26 protein-coding genes and 1 pseudogene are annotated in these 21,512 nt (G+C 39.0%); 10 read left to right on the top strand and 17 right to left on the bottom strand.

Annotation, left to right across the window (positions count from 1 at the left end):
- Positions 1–19 precede the first annotated feature (19 nt).
- From WA352_RS12135 to WA352_RS12125, 3 genes are all read left to right on the top strand, one after another.
- On the top strand, positions 20–733 hold the full coding sequence (locus tag WA352_RS12135) for a hypothetical protein (protein WP_171496660.1): 714 nt from the start codon (positions 20–22) through the stop codon (positions 731–733).
- 710 nt (positions 734–1,443) lie between these two features.
- Entirely contained in the window at positions 1,444–2,052 is a 609-nt protein-coding gene (locus WA352_RS12130; protein WP_118971165.1) for a hypothetical protein, read from the top strand.
- A 25-nt stretch (positions 2,053–2,077) separates the two neighbouring features.
- Entirely contained in the window at positions 2,078–3,322 is a 1,245-nt protein-coding gene (locus WA352_RS12125) for a tetratricopeptide repeat protein (RefSeq protein WP_336142716.1), read from the top strand.
- Positions 3,323–3,532: 210 nt separating this feature from the next.
- Here WA352_RS12125 and WA352_RS12120 read toward each other — a convergent pair whose 3' ends face one another.
- Together WA352_RS12120 and WA352_RS12115 are read right to left on the bottom strand one after the other, a co-directional pair.
- Positions 3,533–4,492 carry a hypothetical protein gene (locus WA352_RS12120; protein WP_227555535.1) on the bottom strand — a complete coding sequence of 320 codons (960 nt, stop codon included), beginning with the start codon at positions 4,490–4,492 and terminating at the stop codon, positions 3,533–3,535.
- Between the two features lie 568 nt (positions 4,493–5,060).
- Positions 5,061–5,384 (bottom strand): annotated as a pseudogene (locus tag WA352_RS12115) (DUF3885 domain-containing protein); the annotation flags it as partial.
- 162 nt (positions 5,385–5,546) lie between these two features.
- Here WA352_RS12115 and WA352_RS12110 point away from each other — a divergent pair.
- Together WA352_RS12110 and WA352_RS12105 are read left to right on the top strand one after the other, a co-directional pair.
- Complete coding sequence (locus WA352_RS12110) at positions 5,547–5,678, top strand: KGW motif small protein (protein WP_264673604.1); 132 nt, start codon at positions 5,547–5,549, stop codon at positions 5,676–5,678.
- 63 nt (positions 5,679–5,741) lie between these two features.
- Positions 5,742–6,056 carry a hypothetical protein gene (locus WA352_RS12105; RefSeq protein ID WP_004805695.1) on the top strand — a complete coding sequence of 105 codons (315 nt, stop codon included), beginning with the start codon at positions 5,742–5,744 and terminating at the stop codon, positions 6,054–6,056.
- Between the two features lie 3 nt (positions 6,057–6,059).
- Here the strand turns inward: WA352_RS12105 and WA352_RS12100 are convergent, their stop codons facing one another.
- Together WA352_RS12100 and WA352_RS12095 are read right to left on the bottom strand one after the other, a co-directional pair.
- The gene (locus WA352_RS12100; protein ID WP_033133625.1) at positions 6,060–7,205 is read right to left on the bottom strand and encodes a glycerate kinase; all 1,146 of its coding nucleotides are present in this window, start codon (positions 7,203–7,205) and stop codon (positions 6,060–6,062) included.
- A 132-nt stretch (positions 7,206–7,337) separates the two neighbouring features.
- Positions 7,338–8,138 carry an enoyl-CoA hydratase-related protein gene (locus tag WA352_RS12095; protein WP_033133626.1) on the bottom strand — a complete coding sequence of 267 codons (801 nt, stop codon included), beginning with the start codon at positions 8,136–8,138 and terminating at the stop codon, positions 7,338–7,340.
- 107 nt (positions 8,139–8,245) lie between these two features.
- On the opposite strand from WA352_RS12095, the gene WA352_RS12090 reads away from it, so the two are divergent.
- Entirely contained in the window at positions 8,246–8,812 is a 567-nt protein-coding gene (locus tag WA352_RS12090) for a nicotinate-nicotinamide nucleotide adenylyltransferase (protein ID WP_162180585.1), read from the top strand.
- A gap of 1 nt (position 8,813) precedes the next feature.
- Here WA352_RS12090 and WA352_RS12085 read toward each other — a convergent pair whose 3' ends face one another.
- Positions 8,814–9,731, bottom strand: a complete 918-nt coding sequence (locus WA352_RS12085) for a LysR family transcriptional regulator (RefSeq protein WP_033133628.1) — start codon at positions 9,729–9,731, stop codon at positions 8,814–8,816.
- Between the two features lie 97 nt (positions 9,732–9,828).
- Between WA352_RS12085 and gstA the strand changes: the two genes are divergently transcribed.
- From gstA to WA352_RS12070, 3 genes are read left to right on the top strand one after another with little or no spacing between them, the layout of a single operon-like run.
- Positions 9,829–10,431: a glutathione transferase GstA gene (gene gstA, locus WA352_RS12080; RefSeq protein ID WP_005204870.1), complete on the top strand. Its 603-nt coding sequence runs from the start codon at positions 9,829–9,831 to the stop codon at positions 10,429–10,431.
- A gap of 40 nt (positions 10,432–10,471) precedes the next feature.
- Entirely contained in the window at positions 10,472–10,699 is a 228-nt protein-coding gene (locus WA352_RS12075) for a tautomerase family protein (RefSeq protein WP_336142709.1), read from the top strand.
- A gap of 2 nt (positions 10,700–10,701) precedes the next feature.
- Complete coding sequence (locus WA352_RS12070) at positions 10,702–11,076, top strand: nuclear transport factor 2 family protein (RefSeq protein ID WP_033133629.1); 375 nt, start codon at positions 10,702–10,704, stop codon at positions 11,074–11,076.
- 48 nt (positions 11,077–11,124) lie between these two features.
- Here WA352_RS12070 and WA352_RS12065 read toward each other — a convergent pair whose 3' ends face one another.
- The 8 genes from WA352_RS12065 to dapD all read right to left on the bottom strand — a co-directional run bounded on the left by WA352_RS12065 (position 11,125) and on the right by dapD (position 16,305).
- Positions 11,125–11,487, bottom strand: coding sequence for a glyoxalase superfamily protein (locus WA352_RS12065; RefSeq protein ID WP_033133630.1), 363 nt, complete (start codon positions 11,485–11,487; stop codon positions 11,125–11,127).
- Positions 11,488–11,498: 11 nt separating this feature from the next.
- Entirely contained in the window at positions 11,499–12,068 is a 570-nt protein-coding gene (locus WA352_RS12060; RefSeq protein WP_033133631.1) for a CAP domain-containing protein, read from the bottom strand.
- A gap of 121 nt (positions 12,069–12,189) precedes the next feature.
- The gene (locus tag WA352_RS12055; protein ID WP_033133632.1) at positions 12,190–12,651 is read right to left on the bottom strand and encodes a peroxiredoxin; all 462 of its coding nucleotides are present in this window, start codon (positions 12,649–12,651) and stop codon (positions 12,190–12,192) included.
- Between the two features lie 19 nt (positions 12,652–12,670).
- Complete coding sequence (locus WA352_RS12050; protein ID WP_033133681.1) at positions 12,671–13,357, bottom strand: diphthine--ammonia ligase; 687 nt, start codon at positions 13,355–13,357, stop codon at positions 12,671–12,673.
- A gap of 94 nt (positions 13,358–13,451) precedes the next feature.
- Positions 13,452–13,877 carry a hypothetical protein gene (locus tag WA352_RS12045; protein ID WP_004805717.1) on the bottom strand — a complete coding sequence of 142 codons (426 nt, stop codon included), beginning with the start codon at positions 13,875–13,877 and terminating at the stop codon, positions 13,452–13,454.
- 30 nt (positions 13,878–13,907) lie between these two features.
- Entirely contained in the window at positions 13,908–14,576 is a 669-nt protein-coding gene (gene queC / locus WA352_RS12040) for a 7-cyano-7-deazaguanine synthase QueC (RefSeq protein ID WP_201772399.1), read from the bottom strand.
- Between the two features lie 77 nt (positions 14,577–14,653).
- Positions 14,654–15,364, bottom strand: coding sequence for a 7-carboxy-7-deazaguanine synthase QueE (gene queE, locus WA352_RS12035; RefSeq protein ID WP_005204859.1), 711 nt, complete (start codon positions 15,362–15,364; stop codon positions 14,654–14,656).
- A 119-nt stretch (positions 15,365–15,483) separates the two neighbouring features.
- The gene (gene dapD / locus WA352_RS12030; RefSeq protein ID WP_005204857.1) at positions 15,484–16,305 is read right to left on the bottom strand and encodes a 2,3,4,5-tetrahydropyridine-2,6-dicarboxylate N-succinyltransferase; all 822 of its coding nucleotides are present in this window, start codon (positions 16,303–16,305) and stop codon (positions 15,484–15,486) included.
- Between the two features lie 577 nt (positions 16,306–16,882).
- On the opposite strand from dapD, the gene carO reads away from it, so the two are divergent.
- The gene (gene carO, locus WA352_RS12025) at positions 16,883–17,632 is read left to right on the top strand and encodes an ornithine uptake porin CarO (protein ID WP_033133633.1); all 750 of its coding nucleotides are present in this window, start codon (positions 16,883–16,885) and stop codon (positions 17,630–17,632) included.
- A gap of 103 nt (positions 17,633–17,735) precedes the next feature.
- Here carO and WA352_RS12020 read toward each other — a convergent pair whose 3' ends face one another.
- From WA352_RS12020 to cysT, 4 genes are read right to left on the bottom strand one after another with little or no spacing between them, the layout of a single operon-like run.
- On the bottom strand, positions 17,736–18,659 hold the full coding sequence (locus WA352_RS12020; RefSeq protein ID WP_005189937.1) for a CysB family HTH-type transcriptional regulator: 924 nt from the start codon (positions 18,657–18,659) through the stop codon (positions 17,736–17,738).
- 53 nt (positions 18,660–18,712) lie between these two features.
- Positions 18,713–19,783 carry a sulfate/molybdate ABC transporter ATP-binding protein gene (locus WA352_RS12015; RefSeq protein WP_005204853.1) on the bottom strand — a complete coding sequence of 357 codons (1,071 nt, stop codon included), beginning with the start codon at positions 19,781–19,783 and terminating at the stop codon, positions 18,713–18,715.
- A gap of 11 nt (positions 19,784–19,794) precedes the next feature.
- Entirely contained in the window at positions 19,795–20,679 is an 885-nt protein-coding gene (gene cysW, locus WA352_RS12010) for a sulfate ABC transporter permease subunit CysW (protein WP_033133634.1), read from the bottom strand.
- Positions 20,676–21,509: a sulfate ABC transporter permease subunit CysT gene (cysT, locus tag WA352_RS12005; protein WP_005189928.1), complete on the bottom strand. Its 834-nt coding sequence runs from the start codon at positions 21,507–21,509 to the stop codon at positions 20,676–20,678. The genes cysW and cysT overlap by 4 nt, the downstream gene beginning before the upstream one ends.
- Between the last annotated feature and the right edge of the window lie 3 nt (positions 21,510–21,512).

The following is a 21,512-nucleotide window of genomic DNA, read 5'->3' as shown; positions in this document are numbered from 1 at the left end:
AGCTATAAGGTTAGCACTTATGCAAAACTTAGTTTTCCCATCAGGACTGTCTGTTCAAAGAGCAAAGAAACGTGCCAAAGAACTTGTTAAAAGTGAACAAGCAAAAACGCAAACTGATGCACTTGATGTAATTTCTTTCAAAGAAGTGAATAAACCATGGGCTTTGGCAATGGCTCAACTTCAACAAAATTCAGACTCATCAAATTATTTAATTACACTTGTTGATATTGCAAAGGTCTTAGATCAAGAGCCTTTATTAACAGCTAATGGTTTTGGTCATGCTGATAACTATCATGAATCTTTTTATAAAAGACGTACTTTTCATGATTCAAAGACGGAATATATTAAGCACTTTCATGAAAGTCGAGAGATACTAAGAAATTCACTTGATGAGTGCCAACGATGTTGTATGTACTTACAGCATTTAAAAAAGTTAAAGACGGTTCGTTATAGTTTGGGAAGTTATGGTCTAAAACATAGTGTTGAAAGATATCATCGGAAGTTGAATCTATTCGATAATGCTTATGTTTCTAACGGTGCATTTATCTGCTCCGCTATTCATATGGGTTTTTCAGTTATGAGGAAAGACGATTTAGATCCAAATGCTTGGATTTTTGCTAGCTTACAATCAGACATAATAGTATGGGAAAGACTACTTGAAGAACAAAAATCTTTCCGTGCTTTCACAAAACAGCGACTTTTTGAGAAAGTTAGCAAGAATATTGGATTTTAATCACACCAATATTCCTTAGTTTACAATTATATTTTGACTGGGAAATTAAAGTCTTAAACATAGATTAAGACTTTAATATAAAAATTTAAAGGTATACGTGACTCAATTTCTTGTTTCATTAAATCATAGGATTACAGAAGCATTTGTTGACGAAATATACTTCAACTCAAGATTAAATAAAACTTCATAAAATTTAAATTGATTCCAAAGTAATTGACTGGACGGCTGCTTAAAACTATCATTCCTTTGCTGACCTAAATTGTCAGTCGGTTTTAGCAGACCGTGGCGTATAGCGTACCAGATTCATACTTTTCCAAGTGTGGATTATGTGCGAAACCTTCTTGTTCCCCCTTTGCGGTAGAACGGGAGGGGGACGCTTCGTGCGTGCTGGTTCTATATGCCCAGTCTGCTAACCCCCTCTTTGTTCTGCCACCATCATTTAGCAGTGATTTGGTAGAACATTTATTCGCATATAGGAATTTATCATGTCACATTCTCTTTTCTCATCTGTACCTCTACCACATGTTCAGCCTGATTATTTCAAACAATGGGCAATACAGAGCTAATTCTTAACTAACTGTATTAAAAGCAGCATTTTTAAATACAACAATTCATAAGGTGGATGGCTAATTCACGCCTATACAAAAATACTTATTTTTATATCCCCTTGTGATTGTGAAGTATTACATTGAACATATGTGGGAAAAACTATGACTGAATTAACTAAACCAAAAATCATTCCAATCGAAAAGCGTCCACAAAAATCTAAGCTATTTTTAAAGTGTGTGGTATTGCCGGTTGTGATCTTTCTCATTGTTGCCAAAATTTTTTCCTTTGGATGGTTTGGCTACTTTTTCTTTGGCTTTGACTTATTCTGGTTTGTGATCATTTACTACCTCTATGAATATGGAAATACCTACTTCGATGGGATGACTGATCAGCTCAAAAGTCAGGGTGAAACATTTGATTATCAAAATCGTGGGGTATGGATTAATAGCCAAGACAAAACAATCATCCTTTTTGATCAACCTGATCAACGTTTAGTTAAATATCCTTTTGACTATATCACCTCTGTAGGACACTACAACTTGGTTGAGGATCGCTTTAGAACTACAACCACTGTGATCAGTAACCCCATGATGGGAACTCATGTTAATCAACGAGAGTATAGAACACCAATGAAGCGTGAATTCCAAGTCAATATTGGAACACGAGATCAATTTAAACCTAACTACAGTCTTAAAGTTTTGTTTCCTTGGCATAGCCCTAAAATGGCAAGTGAAATTCGCCAGTTACTATCGGCTGGTCATTATCAATAACAACAATATATAGGATAAGTATTAGATGAAAAAATTAATGCTAAATATTGGTGTAACTATCAGTGTGGTCGTAACCAGTTCAACGGTAAATGCAGAAACCAAGAAAGTGAACCTTTTAGCAGGACTTAACTATGTTCTGTCTCAAGGAACTAGCAAAGGAGATAACAATCAAAGTAACCATAATATGGGTATGCTTTACTATTTAGGTAAAAATGGCTTAAATGTAGATCATAAAAAAGCGGCTGAATGGTTTTCCAAGGCAGCAAACAATGGTTATGCTCCATCACAATATACTCTATCAGTCATGTATCTCAATGGAGATGGCGTGGCACAGAATGTAGAGAAAGGCGTTGCTTTATTGCAAAGCGCAGCACAGCAAGGGCAACCTGATGCAGTTAAGATGTATAAATCACTACAAGCCAAAGTACAGCAATTTAATACGACTCAAACGGTATCAGTCCAGACAACTAACACAGCTATTAAACACTTTGATACATCGAAGCTTGAGCCTAAGAACTTTAAGCAAGTGATACTCCCTAACCTGAGTGCTGATACCGTCGCCAGAAGCTTTTACAAAGTGACATCATCTAGAGATAAAAGGCCAACTGATGATTGGGTAGATGGGAAATACTATTTCGTTAATTTTCCAGAACTGAATGGGCCTGACTCTAAGGTTGTAATTAGTATTACTCCAATCTTGAGCTATCAGAACTTACAAAAAGAAGATCGCTATTTGGTTGGTGTTGAGCGAGCAAAAGTATTTGGTAATGGTGCAGATACATCACATGCTAGTGTTGGCTATCTAGACCTATATCTGTTTAAAAGACTCGATAATGGTCAATTCCAATTGGTGTCTAAAACTGAGGGCAATGGAACAGATGGCTTTTATGGATATGGAAAAACATGGTGGAATGACAAAGAGCTGAAGAAGAACCTGAAACCCATGGGGAAGAATGTCATGGGGAGCTATACCACAGATGGTCGTTATGGAAATGGTTTTAGTGAATCATTCTGGGTTATTCTACTATTGAATGAAGATGATTATATCGTTCAAGGCTATATTCCTGAAGGTAATGGAAGTACAGATGAGCCAGAATATGGTTATTCTTCTACCCTTAAAGTAATCAAAACAGAGAAACCATTCTATTCTATTGAAGTTCATTATCAGGGAACTGAGATGAACGATAGTCATAGGATCATCAAGGTCAATCAAATATCAAGATATGAATATACTCCGCATGCTGAGGAATATTATACTAAACAGAAATGATCAAACTAAGCATAAGTTGCCCCCTCATTCAATGAGGGGAAATTCTACGAAAGATTCCACTAACAAATAAGTGAAGAACTCATTTTGGATTTAAAGATAATGACAAATGAGTTGATACATAATTTTTGCTCATAAGAATATTACTGTTAATGCCTGACAACTAAAATCTATATAACTATTTTATGGATAAATTTATTTTATATCATGGGTTTAATCTAATCCGGGGAGCGGCAACACAAGCTGTTTGTTGAACTGATCTATATGTATTACACGATCAATTGAGGGAGCTTGCTTGCCCATTTTACGTAAAGGCGTATGCCACTCAATGATAGGACCTTTGGGATTTGAAATAGAGAGAATATTTAGCCCAATAATATTCCCATTACATAAAAAACCTTGCACTTTTATGTCGACCTTATCATCTGTATACCAAGGTTGAATAGAGGGATAAAAAGTAGGAACATCATCGTCTGATTCTATTTTTAACCATGCTTTAATTCTTTGATTAGTTAGCTTTTTTATTACTTTTTGAGTGTATGGGTCGTATTTGAAATGTGCCAAAAATATACACTCTGATTCAGAGTATGAAAAGACTCGCCATTTGTCATCAGATTTATCCAATTTTATAGGACGTATTAATAAATTCGTAATGGTTTTGACCGTTGGATGTGAAGATACAAAAGGATAAGTCATTAACAATGAAACTTTTTCATAACTTGCAACTAAAAAAGCTATATTGTTGATGAATAGTTTCTGCTTATTTTCAAGTCCTAATTCCAGAAATTTGCCTGTATCTCTGATTTTATTTGGAAGAGGAAAGACTTCAAGAAATTTTTGAAGATCTGAATTTATATTTTTTTGTTCATTAAATTCACGAATGCACCAATTTGATTGGTCAAAAGAAGTTGTTAAAGAAAAGACAGGTAGATTAATTTTTCCCTCTATTGTCCCTGAATGATTTTTATTTCTAGACCAAATATCGCCAATCCTAAAACTCTTAGAACTGGAAGAAAGCGATATATTTTCTAATACAAAATCTCCTACAACAGTGTTATCTGTATTTTGTTCTATGACTTCACGAAAAATGACTTGAAAACAAGTTAGTATAGTTTTACGGTGATGTATCTTTGAAATACCCCCAAACCACCAAACTAAGTAATTTACATCCATCTTTAGTTTCTTAAAGTCAGAGGTGCTTCTGTAGCCATTCTTATTAGGGACAATAGGGAAAGGTATAGTCAGCTTCATAAATTTTAGTATGATTTATTTATTTAAATTAAAAGTTAAGGCATTATAGAGTAAATAGTTATTCTAAAACAAATGACTAAGATTTGACATCATTGTGTATTATGAAAGCTTGTATTAATTAGATTGAAATTTTCGATATGCAGTTTTTTCGAGAAAAACTATTTCAGCATAGATGATTAAAAATTACTCAGTTGCTGATAGTGTATTAGGGTGTGTTGACAATTGCTGTATAAAATTTAATCTTCATTGAAAATTACTTTGATTACCAATAAGTTATGAATTAAATTTTCACAAATAATCTTTAAGGAAAAATCGATAATTTTACTTTTAAATTCATAGTGTTATTATTCAAATGTCAACAGACCCTAATTGTCTAGGCTGTTCTGATGCTGCTAAATAATACGCATAAGTTTAGTTAGGGCTTTTAAGAGGTTATAGGTTTTTGTCTCATCTATTTGTGATTTGTCTCATTTATTTCTGAATCTCACAGTTGCTTTAAGTTTATTTCTTGCTCTAAATGAAATTTGTAGGGGAGTATAAAGGCTGGATCATAGGCTTTATTGTTACGGGAATGGCTAAAATAGTGACCTGAGACAATGAATATAGAAGCATCATCCCCAAAGCAGTCTGTAATAATTTTATTATGTCGATTTAATAACAATTCATATTCGGCAGTCGTATCCGCATATCTTTTTGACTTGGGAAGGCTATGAATTCTGAACCAAAATTGTGGAAAGTAGTGCTTAAGTAGATGAGAAATTGGAAGTTTGTCGGCATAGAACTGATCCCATAGGGATTGAAATGAGTTGCTCATATTTTGACATAGAAGAATTTAGTAATATATTATTAATATAATTTGGAATAATTAATTTAAGAAGTAAAAAAATTAGGAGAATAGGTTCATATTAATTTTCACTTTGAAAAAATGGTTCAATTTTTGCATTCTCAATAATGATCATAAGAATTGGAGAACAACATGATAAAACATGAAAATTATTTAAGAACATTGCATACAAAAGATCGAGGTTGGTTTTGGTTTGGCTTGACTGTCGTTATTCAAATCGTACTGATAAGCGTGAGCTATTTGATGATGAATATTTCACTTTGATTGTTAAGCTTTTATCGCGTTATGATTGAAGTCTGATCTACGCTTATTTGAGCTATTTAAACGATGCTAAAATTGATTTATTACGTGCCAGAGTCTCACCTTGAATCTACAAAATCTGCCATTTTCGAAGCAGGGGCAGGTGGTATTGGCAATTACGAGCATTGTGCTTGGCAAGTCAAAGGCATTGGACAATTTAAGCCTGTAAAAGGTGCAAATCCTTTTTTAGGGCAGTTGGATGAATTAGAGCAGCTCGAAGAATGGCGAGTTGAAACTATTGTCACAAAAGAAAAGGCCAGTGCTGTGGCAAAAGCTCTAAAAGCAAGTCATCCCTATGAAGAACCTGCTTTTGAGTTTATCCAGATTTTAGAGATTCAATAAGCTTTATTCTTTTCTAAGCATACTGCTTTGAATCAACCGAGCGATATCTGTTGTCCGTGCGCTCACCAGTTCTGCTGCATTGGTACAAGCTTCTTCTAGGCTGATCGGGCCTGAGGTTAATGAAAAAGCAGCAGTAATACCATGGGCGTAAAGTGCTTGGTAATTCTCTCCAAGCGTTCCTGCAATCACAATCACGGGTACATTGGCGGCTTGTGCAATTTTAGCGACGCCAAAAGGTGTTTTGCCGTTTAAAGTCTGCTCATCAAACTTTCCTTCACCTGTAATCACCCAATCAGCTCCTTGGATTTTGGCAGCAAGTTGATTCAGTTCTGCAATGACTTCAACTCCAGATCGAAACTCAGCCTTTAAGAATGTTTTAGCAGCAAAACCAAGTCCGCCTGCGGCTCCTGCACCAGCTTCATTACGTTGATCGACGCTAAGCAATTGAGCAGTAACGTCGGCAAAATGGGAGAGAGCTTGATCTAACTCCAACACTTGTTGAGGCGAAGCGCCTTTTTGTGGCCCAAAAATATGAGATGCACCATTTGGGCCACATAAAGGATTGGTCACATCGGCAGCCAATAAAAATTTAGTCTGTTGAATTCGTGAATCAAAATTTTCTAGATCGATCTGTGCCAAGTTTTGCAAGGTAAGACCACCAGCAGGCAAGACTTGATGATCTGCATCTAGAAATTTAGCACCTAATGCATTGAGTAAACCTGTACCTGCATCGTTGGTTGCGCTACCGCCAATTGTCAAAATGATTTCCTGAGCACCCGCATCTAATGCTGCGAGAATCAGTTGTCCAGTACCGTATGTACTGCTATGACATGCATCGCGTTGTGATGGTTGAAGCAGTTGAATACCACTGGCTTGTGCCATTTCAATGATGGCGATCTTTTTAGCATCTAACCAGCCCCATTTTGCCAGTACAGGTTCACCAAGAGGGCCTTGTACCATTTGCTCACGCCATTGCCCAGAACAAACTTCCAATACAGCCTCGATAGAGCCTTCACCACCATCTGCCATAGGGCATTGAATGATTTCTGCTTCAGGAAAGACCTGTTGCCAACCTAAAGCAATTGCCTGAGCAATACCATGTGTAGATAGGCTGTCCTTAAATGAATCAGGGGCAATCACAACTTTCATAAATTCTTTGCAATCTAATTTTAATCTAGCTTGAGCTTAGTCTGTCCGATGTTGAATATCTAGATGAATGACAAAAATAAAAAAGCCACTAAGTAGCAACTCAGTGGCTTGGTTTAATCAACGACTATTGCATTAATTAAACTGAGAAAAATCAGGTTTACGCTTTTGCATAAAGGCTTGTACTGCTTCCATCATTTCAGGAGAGCGCACACGTTGCATAAAAATTTCTGCCTCATCATCCACACATTGAATGATTTCAGCCAAGTCTTGTTTCATCAACGCTTTACTTTGTTTGATTGAAGCCAATGGCAACGCAGCTAAATGTTGAGCTGTTTGTTGTGCAGTTGCATAAACATCTTCAACCACGTCGTTCACCAGATTGGCTTTCACCGCAGTTGCTGCATCAAACTTCTTCGCAGTAAATAGCAATTCAGCAGCTTTTTGATAGCCCGCTTGTTTGACTAATAAACGACTTGCAGCACCTTCAGGAGACAGGCCAAGGCTGACAAATGGAATTTGGAACAGGGCGCTTTTATCTGCGAAAACAAGGTCAGCATGTAATAGCAGCGTTACACCAATACCAATTGCTACACCTTTGACCGCAATGATCAATGGCTTAGACAAACGTGCAGCAGCTTTTAACAATACAAATGGAGGTTGATCGCCAGCTTTACCTTCATGTGGCTTTTGGATAAAGCCCATAAAGTCTTTCATGTCATTACCCGCAGTAAAGTCTTGTTCTGCACCACGGAAGATCACCACACGAACGTCTTTATCTGCATCTGCTTCATCCAAAGCTTTTGCGATCCAAAGATAAAGTTCGCCATAGAGTGCATTTTTTGCTTCTGAACGGTTAATGGCTAAGGTGAGTACGCCATCTTCTAAATTTGCTTGCAAATGTTGATGAGGTTGTTGAATACAGCTAAGTGTCATCGTACTATCCTTGCTTTAATCCAGATTGATTTTTAAGTGCCCTCATTATGTCGCATATTTATCTGAATGACACAACTGATGAGTTCACAAAAAGTGAAATTACGCCTATGTACACATTTGACTATCTTGTTTTTATTGGACGTTTTCAGCCTTTTCATTTGGCGCATATGCAAACCATTGAAATTGCGTTACAGCAAAGTCAGAACGTGATATTGGCTCTGGGTTCGGCTCAATCTGAACGGAATATCAAAAATCCTTTTTTAGCCACTGAACGTGAACAGATGATTTTGTCGAACTTTTCTGAACAAGATCAAAAGCGGATTCATTTTGTGCATGTCGTGGATGTCTATAATGATGAAAAATGGGTTAAACAAGTTAAAGATTTAGTCAATGCCGTCATTGAACCCAATGCGAAAGTGGGCTTAATCGGTCATTTCAAGGATGAATCTTCGTATTATTTACGTTTATTCCCTGAGTGGCAGATGGTGGAACTGGATAGTTTGAAAGATTCAATTTCAGCAACGCCAATGCGTGAAGCTTATTATCGGGGGGAGATTCAAGCTGAGTTTTTCCCTGAGGGGACAATACAGTTTCTGAGTGAGTTTCAAAAATCAGCGATCTATGCTGAATTACAGAAAAAATATTTAATGGATGATCGCAGTAATATTGAATAATTTAATTGGCGTTTGTTAACTCGTTGACCAGGAAATCAATCAAAACACGGAGATGAAAAGATTCGTGTTTTTTCGATGGATAAACCAAAGAAAAAGGGCGGGATGCACCAGAAAATTCAGTTAATACTTCAACAAGCGTATGATTTTCGATTTCTTTTTCAACAATAAAACGATAGGTCTGTAATAAACCTGCACCGTGCTTGGCCAGGGTAACTGTGCCTAAGATATCATCCAAACAACGTATTTTTGCAGTCGTTACATATTCTACAATTTGGCGATTTAGATTGAATAGCCAAGGAACATTTTTTCCTGTGCTAGGTAATACAAATTGAATGCATTGATGATGCTGTAAATCCTCAAGGTATTGTGGGGTACCAAATTGCTTTAGATATTCTGGTGATGCAACTACGATCAACTCAGCTTGTTCAAGTTGACGTGCAATCAGATTCGAATCAGCGAATTGCCGGCCACGAATCGCTAAATCATACCCTTCTGCTATAAAGTCCACATTTTTATTGGTGAGTTGTACATCAATTTCAATCTTTGGATATTGTTGTGAGAATTTTGCCAGTAAAGGCAATATTCGATAATGCCCATAAGGTGTGGGAACGCTGAGTCTGATGAGACCTGTTGGTTGCTGATTTTGATTCTTTAATTGTTGTTCTGCTTCAAGAATTTGATTTAATGCTTGTTTGCATTCATCAAAATAGATTTTTCCTTGTGGGGTTAAACGGACTTGGCGTGTCGTTCGGATAAACAATGGAAGGGTTAAATGCTTTTCAAGGCGTGCGATTGAACGACTCACAGCGGCAGGACTAACACCTGCATGTAATGCAGCTTTAGAAAAGCTTTCGTATTCAGCAACTAAACAAAACAGTTCGACGCTGCTAAACATCATTCGTCTAAGTTGCTGTGACATTCATTACACCATGTAAAAAATGATTTGAGTTGTACGCTATTTAAGCACATAAATGTAAATAATAAGATAGCTTCATCCCTTGTGATGGAGTGATTGTATGAAACTATTTTATTCACCAAACGCTTGTTCTTTAGCCCCGCATATTGTTTTAAGAGAGCTTGGAATTCCATTTGAATTGATCAAAGTCGATTTACAGCAGCATTTGACTGTATTAGGCGACGATTTTTATCAGCTTAATTCCAAAGGGCAAGTTCCTTTACTCCAGTTGAATGATGAATCATTTTTATCTGAAGGCAGTGTGATTAGCCAGTTTTTAGTGGATCAGGCTGGGCGAAAAGATCTATTACCAGAAATCAATACACCTCAACGTTATCAGGTACTGGCGTGGATGAATTTTATTGCCTCAGAAATTCATAAGGCATATACGCCTTTTTTTCATGACAGCTATGCTGATCAGCGTAAAGCAGTATTTAGCTCAATATTAAATAAGCATTATAGATGGATAGATCAGCAATTAGCTGAGCAGCATTACTTAACTGGACCGGATTTTACGATTGCGGATATTTATCTGTTTGTGGTGACACGCTGGGCAGCATTCATTGAATTGGATCTAACAGATTGCATACATTTGACCAAATTTATGCAGCGAGTTGCCAATCGTGAGACCGTCAAAAATGCGATTGCAGTCGAAGCCGCTTAGCGTATTGATCTCAATAAAATTATTCTAGAAGAGAAAAATCATGCCTTATATTTTGATTCAAATTACCAATGAGAATGTTTCAGTACAGCAAAAGCAGCAATTGATTAAGGAGGCGACAGAGCTTGTAGTTCGGGTACTGGATAAGGACCCTGCAACCACATTTGTGGTGATTGATGAGGTGAATACAGATAATTGGGGAGTGGCGGGAGAGACAGTATCAATGCTGCGACGAAAGCAACTCGTCCATAATGATGAGGCGACGGGGTAATTATGGTTAACGATGTAATTTCAGCGATCCATTCGCAACTGCATCAATATTTTGATGCTTTATATTTTTGTGATGTGAACCGTTTGCAACAAGTATTTCACCCTGATGCCATTTATATCAATGCAACGGATCATCCTTTGTTAAAACTGGATATGGCAAGCTATTTTTCTATTGTGGAGAAGCGTATTTCACCCGCTTCTCAAAATGCGCTAAGACAAGATAAAGTGGTTTCCATCAACCTGATTCATGAGCGATTGGCAATTGTGCATGTTGAATGTGCAATTCAGCCAAAATATTTTTATGACGCATTAACATTGATATATGAACATCAACAATGGAAAATTATAAGCAAAGTTTTTCAATATGAAATTCTATAGCTATAAATCCTTTAAGTCTAAACGGAAAGCTGCTTGAGTTTATATTGCTTAAGCATCTTCCCAAAAGATAATTCGATTTGAAAATGGATCGGTGATACTCAGTTCCAATGTTTCCCAGTCGGTTTTCTCTACTTGAGGTTTAGCAAATTTATAGTCTTTTGCATCTAATTCTGCATGCAGCAAACTGAGATTTTCCCAATAAATACGAATGGCGCTATGCGGGCTAGTATCACCAAAATGTTCCGATAAGTGGATAATGCAATCGCCTTTGGAAATCTGTAGATAAATAGGGAAGTTATCCCCAAACGTATGTTGCCAGTCCAATTGGAAGCCGAGATACTCAAGATAAAATGCTTGAGCAAGTTCAATATCAAAAATACGAAAAATCGGGGTAATTAATCCAGATTGCATGGTTCTTCCTCTTAGCGAACACCAAACTGTTGAGTCCAATAACTCTTTTGCTTGGCTGATGCGTCGACTGTACAGGCTAGCGCATAATCTGTAAATTTTGGATGCATTAAATTATGACAATGCACAGGGCTGGCAAGCCATGTAGCCATCACATCATTTAAATTTTTTTGTCCACGTGCTACGTTTTCACCGCCGCCTCGACCTTTAAATTGTGTTTGTTTTAGACGGGTTCTAAAATCTTGCCCTGTGCTACTGACATGTCCAAGCACACTGTACTGCGCCATATCTTCGGCATGCGCCAATGCACTTTGATATAACTGATTGTTCCATCTAAGTGGTGCAACTGCGGGAAAATACTGTCCACCACATTGATGTGGATGTTGCCGAATTTCATTAATTGCATCAAGAAGCACTTGTTGATAGGCCGGGTTTTGTAGGTCTTGGCAGCGTATTTCAATCGGTGGTTTTTGAATTTGTGCGACTAAGGGGGCAGAATCTTGAGAAGTCGTAGGTGCATTGGAGTTACATGCCGCTAGAAAAAATAACAAGGATAGGGGCAAAAAAGCATTGGGCTGAGTCATTTTAAATGTCTTTAATTTAATTCTTTTAATCTATTTATCATACGTCAATCGCAAAGCTGAGGGCAATTTGCTTGAATAAAAAAAGCGAGTCTTTAACTCGCTTTTTTGTTACTTAACATGATTATGCTGATTGTAACGCTTTTAAGTCTTCAAGCACTTGTTCTGCATGTCCAGCAGCCTTGACCTTACGATAGCTTTTGACCAATTTCTGGTTATGGAAAATAAAAGTTGAGCGTTCGATGCCCATTACTTGTTTGCCATACATATTTTTCTCTTTGATCACATCGAAATGTTTACATAACACTTCTTCTTTATCACTGATTAAATCAATCGTGAGTGCTTGTTTCTCTGTGAAGTTCTGATGTGCTTTCACTGAGTCGCGTGAGACACCAATAATTTGACAGTTTAACGCTTCAAATTGGTCTTTTAAGCAAGAAAAGCCAACGGCTTGAGTGGTACAACCAGGGGTTGAATCCTTTGGATAGAAATAAAGTACCAGCCATTCACTACTCAGCTCTGCAAGATTCACTTCACCCTGTGTGGTTGGGAAGGTGTGATTCGGTAATTGAATATTCTCAGACATTGTTCATCCTTCGATAAAATTAATGTTGTTCAAGCTCAAGTGGCAAAAAAGCATATTCCTCATGATAAACAATATCGCCTTGGCGTACAGGAATAGCTTTGTTAAAAATTGGCCCATCAATCACGGTGGTGTGGAATTCACCGCCTTCACCACATGGATCAATGCCACGATTTTCTAATTCTTGGATGTATTCCAGCGTGAGCGTTTTGCCTAAATCTTCGACTTTCATGCCGAGTTTAAGATTAACCGTTACGAGAATACTGCGAAAACCCAGATTGATAAATTCTTCAACCACTTCTTTATGTGGGCGTAACCACAGCGGCATACCCAATTGCAACCCTACTTGTTGGGTAACACGATCATGCCAACAGCCATGTTGAGGCATATCTAGATCACCGGTTACCAATACTTCGGCACCGTGTTGTTTGGCTTGATCGAGTAGGGCAATAAATTTACTTTCATAATCCGCCCAACTGGAAGATGCCATATACACTGGCAAACCAATGGCCTCTGCTTGTGCGCGAATAATATCCAGTGGCATTGCATGTGAACGAGAGCGTTGCCCTTGTTCTTCTAACATCATAATTAACCCGATCACTGTGCCTGTTTGCATGGCGTGATATAGGGCGAGGGAACTGTCTTTGCCACCACTAAAAGAGACGATAGACTGCCTTTGATCAGCATTGGTTTTCCATTGGTCTTGCATGGTGTTGTTCAACTTATTCACGATAGGAGGGATTTTAACAAAGCCTAATAAAAAAGCCCGCATAAATGCAGGCTTTGTTCTGAGCAAGACAAGCTTATTTTTTCGGCGCTTGTTGCTGCTGTTGCTGGGCAGCTTTCATTGCTTCTTCAGTGAGCTTTTCTAACTTGCTCACAAGCGGTGCACCTAAGCAAGCTTGTAAATCTTTATTTTGCTGTTGTACAAAACCTAAAGTACTTGGGCTTTTCTTCGCATTGATTGCGCTTTGGATTTCCCATTTTTGTGCTTCAGTTACTTTACCTTGCGCGTCAATTTGACAACCACAGAATTTAGTTACTTCTGCTGCTGTTAATTTGCCGCCTTTCGCAGTTTGGTCTTTACATACATTGACCAACGCTGCTTTTACATTGGTACTTTTATACGCAGTTTGTAATGGATTATCAGCTGCGTGAGTTGCCGTTGCAAATAATGCTGCAGCTGACATCATTGTAGAAAGAATAAGATTTGATTTAGAAAACTTCATATAATGTACCTAATTTTTACCCTATATCGGTTATTCAGCGTAACGCGTTGGATCCGCAATACCTGCTTCGATAAAACCTTGTTGACGTAAACGACAGCTGTCGCATTTGCCACATGCACGTCCTTGAGCATCTGCCTGATAGCAGGATACCGTTTGACTATAGTCTACGCCATGTTCGATGCCTAAGCGTATAATATTCGCTTTGGATAAATGTAACAAAGGTGTTTCAATTTTAAGGGGTTTTCCTTCCACACCAGCTTTTGTCGCCAGACGAGCCAAATTGGCAAAAGCATCAATAAATTCAGGACGACAGTCTGGATACCCTGAATAATCAACAGCATTGATCCCAATGACGATGGCAGCAGCGTCAAAAACCTCGGCTGCAGCAAGTGCATAAGATAAGAAAATAGTGTTACGTGCTGGAACATAAGTTACAGGAATGCCTTCTTGTAATTGTTCTGGGACTTCAATGTTATGATCTGTAAGCGCAGAGCCACCTAAATTACCCAAATCAATATTAATGACACGGTGTTCTACGCCTGCACGTTGTGCAAGTGCTTTTGCTGCATCAAGTTCAGTCGTCGAACGTTGACCATACATAAAGCTTAGGGCGATACATTCATAATTTGCCTGTGCCCAAGCAAGACACGTTGTTGAGTCTAAGCCGCCAGACAATAATACGATGGCACGAGAACGCATATTATTTTCCATGATTCAACCTAAAAATAAATTTGAGAAAAGCCGATCTATTTTGCAGAACGGATATGGTGAGTATTTTAACGACCAGATTCATCATTCCATAACAGCTTATGCAACTGTAATTGGAAACGAACAGGGAGATGGTCTTCTAAAATCCATTGGGCTAAGTCACGCGCCAAAGCAGGCAGGGCAACAGCACCTTTTTCAACTGCAAAAGCAGGCGAGAACCATACTGTACTCACTTTATCTTGCAACTGGAATTGTTCAAGTTGTTGTTTCGACCACTCATAGTCCGCACGATTACAGATCACAAATTTAATCTGATCATGTGGCGTTAAATAGTCAAGATTGCTGTATAGGTTCCGATGATCTTCTTTAGAGGTCGGTGTTTTTAAATCCAGTACTTTGGAAACACGTGGATCAACTTTAGACACATCTAAGGCACCACTGGTTTCTAGAGATACTTCAAAACCGAGGTCACATAGGCGCTGTAATAAAATCAGGCAATTCGGCTGAGCAAGTGGCTCGCCTCCTGTGACGCAAATATAGGGTGTTTTATGTTGGCTTGCAGTTTCGATAATCTGTTCAAGCGATAAACGCTCACCACCTTCAAAGGAGTAGGTCGTATCACAATAACTACAGCGTAAAGGGCAACCTGTTAAACGAATAAAAACGGTCGGTAGACCAAAGGTATTCGCTTCGCCTTGCAAAGAGTAAAAGATCTCCGTGATGCGTAAACCCGCCGCAGGATCGGAGACAGGAATTGCAGAAGAACGTAAGGAAGCCATAAACAGTTACCACAAACAGTTGCTACACAAGCAGCATGCTACATAAAAAACAAAATCTCTACGACCATGACTGATCGTAGAGATGGGGAACGATCAAGTTCCGCAATAAATATTACAAATTAGTCTTCGCGTAATAAATCGTTCAAGCTGGTTTTAGCGCGAGTTTTCGCATCTACTTTTTTCACGATGATTGCAGCGTAAAGGCTGTAAGTACCGCATTTAGATGGAAGGCTTCCCGCAACAACCACAGAACCTGCTGGTACGCGGCCATAATGAACTTCACCAGTCTCACGATCGAAGATCTTGGTTGATTGACCAATGAAAACGCCCATTGAGATGACAGAACCTTCTTCAACAATCACGCCTTCAACGATTTCAGAACGTGCACCGATGAAGCAGTTGTCTTCAATAATGGTTGGGTTTGCTTGTAATGGTTCTAAAACACCACCGATACCAACGCCACCAGATAAGTGAACATTTTTACCGATTTGCGCACATGAACCTACAGTAGCCCATGTATCAACCATCGTACCTTCATCTACATAAGCACCGATGTTGACATATGAAGGCATCAAAATCACATTTTTCGCTTGGAAACTACCACGGCGAGCAACAGCAGGCGGTACAACACGTACACCCGCAGCTTTGAACTGTTCTTCAGTCCAACCTGCGTATTTAGTATCTACTTTGTCATAGAAACGAAGATCACAAGCTTCAATTGGCTTGTTGTCATTGAGTTTGAATGACAGTAAAACTGCTTTTTTTAACCATTGGTGAACAACCCACTCACCATCGATTTTTTCCGCTACACGAAGTGTACCGTTGTCTAAAGCAGTCAATGCTTCTTCTACAGCTTGACGGATTTCTGTTGGGCAGTCCGTTGCGCTATAGTTGGCACGGTCTTCAAATGCTTGCTCAATGATTGTAGAAAGCTGAGACATGATCTTCGTTCTTCCAAAAAAATTTTGAAGATTTTACACTAATTTTGTAGGGTCTGTTGCCATTTTATAAATAGGTTGCGTTATAAGCTAAAATTTTATCAGACGAGGCATGAAACGCAGGGAATGGCTATTCCCTTGCCAAGTTTCATAACGAAGTATGAGGAAATTTTAGCTATAACCCTTTGGGACAAGAAGTTTTTTTGTCGCTACATCGTTATGTCTTGTTCATTTAGAAAGCCTAAACTTCACAAGCCATGCCTTGTATCGCCTAAAAAATCTTGCGCCGTATACGGCTCATGTCGCAACCATAGATAAAGTGGCAGCAGACCCTCAGAATCTTTGAAAAAAGTAGTTACAATATATTGTTTTAAATTTAAGCAACAAAACTGTAATAAAAATGGAGACCATTGTTTTTTATCTATAATTTAGAAATACATAATTCATTCGAATTTGTATCAAAAAATAACAAAAAGTAATCAGTTTCTGTATAAAAAGTTAGCGATCATTCTTTTATGCTTATTCCACAAGCAACAATTATATATTTATTTAAATAAAAGCGTTTTGTGAGGAGACTTCAATGAAAGCTTTGCGTGTTATGTTAGCAGCAGGTGCATTAACAGCGATTGCAGGTACTGCATTTGCAGCGGATAAACAAGTGGTGAAGGAATCAGTTTATGCATTCCCTTCATACTTAGATCCAGTTTCTGTTCGTGCTGAGGTAGGTACTACAGGCTACGGTGGTGCAATTTCATATAAAGTCAACCCATACGTGAGCTTAAGCCTTGGTTATAATGGTGGCGATATTTCTTGGTCAGACAGTTTGAAAATTGATGGCACGAAATATGATATGGACATGGACAATAAAACAGCATATTTAAATGCTGAAATTTATCCATGGGGTACTAACCAAAATGCATTTGCTCGTGCACTTTATGTAGCGGCAGGTGTTGGTTATCTTGATAATAGTTATGATTTGAAAAAATCTGTTTCTAATACAAACGATACAATCAAAATTGATGGTTCAAACTACTACGCTCCTGGCGGAAAGGGTTCGGTTAAAGGCCATTTAAATTATGATAACCAAATTGCTCCATACGTAGGCTTAGGTTTAAATAGTCCTGTTTATAAAAACTTTGGTGTATTTGGTGAAGTCGGTGCGTACTATACTGGTAATCCTGAAGTTGATTTAAAGTCTGAAGGTTTAATTAAAGTAGGTGGTACCGAGTCAGGTCAAGCTGCGGCTGATCGTGATGCTGATAAAATCGCGAATAAGAGCAGATATGAGTGGATGCCAGTTGCAAAAGTGGGTGTGAGCTTCAAGTTCTAATCCATGCATTCAGCATAAAAAAACGAGCTCAATGCTCGTTTTTTTATGCGTTTTAATAAGCAAAACAAAAGGCTCATATGAGCCTTTTGTTTTTTTGGATAATTTATTCTTCTGGATAAGCTACTTTTTTCAGTGCTTTAATATCTGTTTCTGGTGAGCAGAGCGAAATAAATTCATAACCATAGCCACGGAGCAGATGTCCTTTTCGTACCGCAATCCAAGTGGTATTAACACCAAATATATCTGTTTTAATTTGTTGTAAACGATAATCACGCTCCGCATCATAAGCGACATCGTTGACAATCCCGACCCCCATATTCAGTTCGACATAGGTTTTGATGACATCGGCATCGAGGGCTGACATTACAATGTCGGCATGCAATTGTGCATCTTCAAAGGCTTTGTCAATTTTAGAACGGCCTGTAAAACCGCCATGATAGGTAATCAACGGATATTCGGCTAAGACGTCCAAGCTGATTTTATCTAGTTTCGCTAGAGGGTGGTCTTTTGGGGTGATGATACTATGGTGCCATTCATAATAAGGTACGCTGGCCAAATTATCTTCTGTTGTTAATGATTCGGTTGCAATACCAATATCTGCTTCACCTTGTAGCAGCATTTCTGCAATTTCAACTGGGCTGGCCTGTTGTAAAACCAAATGGACTTTTGGAAATAATTTTTTAAACTGATTCACAATCGGTGGCAGCACATAACGTGCCTGAGTATGCGTGGTTGCAATGGTCAGTGTGCCTTCATCCACTTTATTAAAATCATCGGCTAGACGTTTAATATTGTCAGCATCGACCAACATGCGCTCTACAATGCTTAATAAGGATTGTCCTGGTTCGGTGAGGCCTAATAAGCGTTTACCTTTACGTACAAAAAGTTGTACACCTAATTCATCTTCTAAATCTTTAATGTGTTTACTGACACCAGATTGGGAGGTATAAAGTGCCGCAGATGCTTCAGTTAAATTAAAGTTTTGGCGAACAGTTTCTCGAATAATTCTGAGTTGTTGGAAGTTCATAAAAGTTTTTCCTCATAAGAGGATGGGGCGTGTTTTACCCCATCAATATTATTTTAAGCAACTTGCGTTGTTTGATCTGCGAATAAATGAAGTTGAGCTGCACTGATCCAAACGGTTTGATTTGGTTTGAATTGATGTAAGTTCGCTTCTTCTACACTTAATAAAATTTCGATAGTACGTCCACTACGATCTTGTAATTCCGCCACAACTCTACCTGCAATCCACACTTCACGTAAGAACGTTGCCTCAAGGGTATTGGCTTGAGGTTGGGTATGAATATGTAATTCATTTGGTCGTGCAAATGCAATGACTTTCCCTTGTGGCGCATCTAATAGAGTCGGTAGCTGAATACGGTCATCGCCGATACGGATAATACCGCCAGTATGCTCACCTTCAAAACGATTTGCTTGACCAAGGAAATCAAAAACAAATGGGGTAGCAGGTTTTTCATACACTTCACGTGGTGAACCAATCTGTTCAACGTCACCTTTGTTCATCACGATGATCTGGTCAGCCACTTCTAAAGCTTCTTCTTGATCGTGAGTCACGAAGATCGAAGTAATATGCAGCTCATCATGTAAGGTACGTAACCAACGGCGTAATTCTTTACGTACTTTGGCATCAAGTGCACCAAATGGTTCATCAAGTAACAAAACACGTGGTTCAACTGCTAGTGCACGGGCTAAAGCAATACGTTGGCGTTGACCACCAGAAAGCTGAGCAGGGTAACGATCTGCCAAGAAACCAAGTTGCACCAGATCAAGTAAGCGTGTCACACGTTTTTTGATGTCAGCTTCCGAAGGGCGTGTTGCACGTGGGCGAACGCGTAAACCAAAGGCAATATTGTCAAAAACAGTCATGTGGCGGAATAGGGCATAATGTTGGAAAACAAAACCAACCTGACGTTCACGCACGTGGATGTCTGTTGCATCTTCACCTTCAAGTAAAACCTGACCACCATCTGCAGATTCCAATCCTGCAATGATGCGTAATAATGTTGTTTTACCGCAGCCTGAAGGACCAAGTAGGGCAACCAATTCACCTTCAGGAAAATCTAAAGAGATATTTTTTAGCGCATGGAATGCACCAAAGTGTTTTTCAATATTTTTAACTTGAATACTCATGTGTTTATTCCTTAGTGATTGGGCTGATGTTTATTTGCTTGTTCTTGGCGGACTTCGAGCCACGTTTTCAAGATCAAAGTGAGAATCGCTAAAAATGCCAGTAACGATGACACAGCAAATGCAGCACTAAAGGTATATTCGTTATAAAGAATCTCGACGTGTAGCGGTAAGGTATTGGTTTGACCACGAATATGACCAGAAACCACGGATACTGCACCAAACTCACCCATTGCGCGGGCATTACACAAAATCACGCCGTAAATCAGACCCCATTTGATATTGGGTAAAGTGACTCTCCAGAAGGTTTGCCAGCCTGAAGCACCAAGTACAATTGCGGCTTCTTCTTCCTCTGTGCCTTGTGCTTCCATTAATGGAATGAGTTCACGGGCTACAAACGGAACAGTAATGAAAATGGTGGCGAGTACAATCGCAGGTACGGCATAAAGAATTTTGATATCGTTATCCATTAACCAGCCACCCATCCAGCCTTGCGCGCCAAAAATCAAGACTAACATCAAGCCTGCAATCACAGGAGAGACCGAAAATGGTATATCTATAATCGTGGTAAGAATGGCTTTACCGCGGAAATGGAATTTCGCAACGGCCCATGCTGCTGCGACACCAAACACCACATTAATGGGTACAGCAATCGCGGCTGTAAGTAAGGTTAACTTTACTGCAGATAATGTGTCCGAATCGGTTAAGGCGTTAATATAAACATTCAGACCTTGCTTAAATGCCTCAACAAATACCAAGATCAGGGGAAGTAGTAGGCAACTTAAAAAAAAGATTAAGGCAACACCAATCAAGGTATAGCGAACCCAAGTTGGTTCTCGGGTTGCATCTCGGGTTTGTAATTTGATTGCTAAAGCGTTGCTATTGGTATTTAAGCTCATTGTGCAACTCTCCCTGTGCGACGGCTAGCCCATGCTTGCACCAAGTTAATTAAAAATAAGATGCCGAAAGAGAGGATGAGCATAACCACAGCAATGGTCGTTGCACCTGCGTAATCGTATTCCTCTAAGCGAGAGATGATCATCAATGGTGCAATTTCTGTTTTATATGGTTGGTTGCCTGCAATGAAAATAACAGAGCCATATTCACCAACGCCACGTGCAAATGCTAAGGCAAAACCTGTTAGCAAAGCGGGGAATAAAATCGGCAAAATGATTTTGGTAATGGTCTGCCAGCGATTGGCACCTAGTGCTGAAGCTGCCTCTTCCAATTCGGTTTCAATATCACTGAGTACAGGTTGTACGGTACGAACCACGAAGGGTAGACCAATAAAGATTAAAGCAAGTGTGATCCCAATCGGGGTATAAGCCACTTCAATCCCGAGTGGAGAAAGGTATTGTCCAATCCAGCCTGTTGGGGCATATAAAGAGGTTAAGGCAATACCTGCAACAGCAGTCGGTAGGGCAAACGGCAAGTCCACCAAAGCATCGACAATGCGTTTGCCTGGGAAGTTATAACGCACAAGACACCAAGCCAATAACAAACCAAAAATAACGTTAACCAAAGCGGCAATCAGTGCGGCACTAAAGCTAAGCTGTAAGGATTTTAAAATTCGTTCTGAGGTTAAGATTTCCCATAAGCCATCCCATCCAATCCCTAAAGATTTGATAAAGACAGCAGATAAAGGAATAAGCACAATCAAAGACACGTAAGCGAGGGTGAAGCCTAATGAGAGACCAAACCCAGGCAGCACTCGGGAACGCTGCGACATGAT

The sequence above is a fragment of the Acinetobacter sp. 102 genome, from assembly GCF_037028485.1.
Lineage (GTDB): Bacteria > Pseudomonadota > Gammaproteobacteria > Pseudomonadales > Moraxellaceae > Acinetobacter > Acinetobacter higginsii.
This window is presented reverse-complemented; position numbering and strand designations above follow the sequence as displayed.